Origin of the sequence: Enterorhabdus sp. P55 (assembly GCF_009911695.1) — a bacterium.
GTDB lineage: Bacteria > Actinomycetota > Coriobacteriia > Coriobacteriales > Eggerthellaceae > Enterorhabdus.
This window is the reverse complement of the sequence record NZ_QWKK01000193.1, coordinates 1-2253: the sequence shown is the minus strand read 5'-3', so window position 1 is coordinate 2253 and position 2253 is coordinate 1. Positions and strand designations below refer to the sequence as shown.

Sequence of the window (2253 nt, the reverse complement as noted above, 5' to 3'; positions counted from 1 at the left end):
GCGGCGTAGCGCCCGGGCGCCGCGGCCTGACCCGCGTAGCGCCCGCGCCCGCAGCCGAGCCGCCCTTGCGCGCCAAGCCGCGTCCGGCGCGGGCGCTACGCCGCCTTCTTGTGGTAGACGAACCAGTAGGCCAGGCCCACGAGCGCACCGCCGACCGCATTGCCCACCGTTACCGTTGAGAGGTTGTATAGCACGCCTTGGATGGTGAGCGCGTCAACCGACACGGTGGTGGCGTAGCCGGCGGCATTCAGCACCACGCCCATGGGCAGGAAGAACATGTTGGCCACGCAGTGCTCGAACCCGCACGCCACGAAAGCGGTGATGGGAAGCAGAATGCCAACCACCTTGTCCGTCGTGGAACGCGCCCCAAAGCCAATCCACACCGCCAGGCACACAAGGATGTTGCACAGGATGGCCTTGAAGAACAAGGTGTCCCAATTAAGGGACACTTTCGACACCGCCGTCGAAATCATGACCGCCCCCACGTTGCCGCCGTTCATATCCGCCACCTGCGCCATGAACACGATGAACACCACCACCAGCGAGCCGACCAGGTTCCCCAGCCAGACGATACCCCAGTTCTTGAGCATGCCGCCCAGCTTGATGCGACGGCTGCTCAGCGCCGTCACCATGAGCGCGTTGCCCGTGAACAGCTCGGCACCGCAGCAGAGTATCAGCACCAGGCCCACACAGAAGCAGACGCCGCCCACCACACGCTGAACGCCGAAGGGCAGCGTCGCGTCGCCGAGGAACGTGCAGAAGAACATGCCGCCGAAGGCGATGAAGGCGCCGGCCATCACGGCGAGCACGAAGCACTTGGCCGCCGGCAGCTGGGTCTTGCCGACGGCCAGATCCTCGGCCTTGGCCTCGATGGCCGCAGGCGCCAGGGCGTCGGGCTTGAGTGGTTGCAGGTCGGCGGGCTCGATGGTCATAGGAGGTCTCCTTCGGACGACGGGTCGGGCAGACGCAGCTCGCGGTGCAGGCAGGATGCTGGCGCAAAGGGCGCCGCCACCGTGCGCGGCCTCGCCGGGCGACGGGTCTCCGCGCGATGCGCGCCGGCGACACATTAGCGCCCACTATAAGGCGTTAACGCAGCCGGATGGCCCGCGATTCGGTAACGACGACGTCCACCGGCGCGTCGTGCTCCTCGAGCGCGGGAAGCGCCGGCAACAGCACGGCATCGCGGACAAGCCCCGCGGACACGCCGGCGAACTCAGCCAGAAAGCGATCGTAGAAGCCGCCACCGTACCCGATGCGAAACCCGCGCCGATCGAACGCCAGCCCCGGCACAAGGGCGAGGGCGTGCGGCCCGACGGCATCCGGCGCCACCGCGCGCGCAGGGTCAGGCGCGGGCTCCTCCATTCCGAAGCGACATCTGACCAGGCCATCCAAGGTATCCACGACGTACCACTCCATGGCGCGCGTCCCTGGCACGCAGCACGGGAGCGCCACACGCTTTCCGGCGGCCCACGCCTGACGGATGATCGCGCGCGTGTCTACCTCGGGCCCGAACGAGAGGTAGGTCAGCACCGTGTCGGCCGCCGCGAACTCCGGCAACCCCGCCACGCGCGCCGCGATGCCCGCGTCCGTCCGCTCCCGCGCATCCGCTGCGAGCGCTGCACGCTCCGCGAGCAGCCGCGCCCGCAGCCCCGCCTTCTCCCCCGCCTTGCCCGTCACGTCGCGCTCCTTCCCCGATGGTCACCCCATTATAGGCCGCGCCCCGGCGCCGGGGGGCAGCCGCCTAACGCGAAACGCCCTCGCCGAGCAGGCCGTGCCCCGGCGCCGGCCCTCGGCAGCCGTCTCGCACGAAGCGCCCTTGTCGGGCAAGCCGCCAACCACGCGCCTCGCTGCCGAAAAGAACCTCGCTGCCACGTTTTCGCCAATTCGTGGCACAGAAGGCGAGTTTGGTACGCCCTCACACGCCACGATCGACAAAGGCGCAGAACCCGACCTGGGGTTTTGCGCGCCGCGTCTTCGCGAACGCTCCCCTCACGAGCGAAAATCGCCTCGCTCACCGTACCAAACTCGCCTTCTGTGCCATCTTGCCGCCGAAACGTGGCACCGGAGGGGCGGGGGGGCGGACGCAGCGTTGCGAGGACGCAGGCGAGACGGGCACGAGGGCGCGGGCATTGGATAGGCGGCAGGCGCGCTACCGCGGGGGGTGAGGTAGGCGGGGGTGGATGCAGCGTTGCGAGGACGCAGACGGGACGGACACGAGGGCGCGGGCATTGGATAGACGGGGGGGCACTACCG

2 protein-coding genes are annotated in these 2253 nt (G+C 69.1%); both read right to left on the bottom strand.

The genetic code is table 11. The features are described from left to right. Window positions 1–95: 95 nt before the first annotated feature. Window positions 96–932 (bottom strand): formate/nitrite transporter family protein, encoded by an 837-nt coding sequence (locus tag D1643_RS10665; RefSeq protein ID WP_201751098.1) that lies wholly within the window; start codon window positions 930–932, stop codon window positions 96–98. A gap of 154 nt (window positions 933–1086) precedes the next feature. Then, window positions 1087–1677, bottom strand: a complete 591-nt coding sequence (locus tag D1643_RS10660) for a 5-formyltetrahydrofolate cyclo-ligase (protein ID WP_160710587.1) — start codon at window positions 1675–1677, stop codon at window positions 1087–1089. Window positions 1678–2253: the final 576 nt, after the last annotated feature.

Coding starts and splice junctions, on each gene's coding strand:
- D1643_RS10665 (WP_201751098.1), bottom strand. CDS start 932: ATGACCATCGAGCCCGCCGACCTGCAACCACTCAAGCCCGACGCCCTG.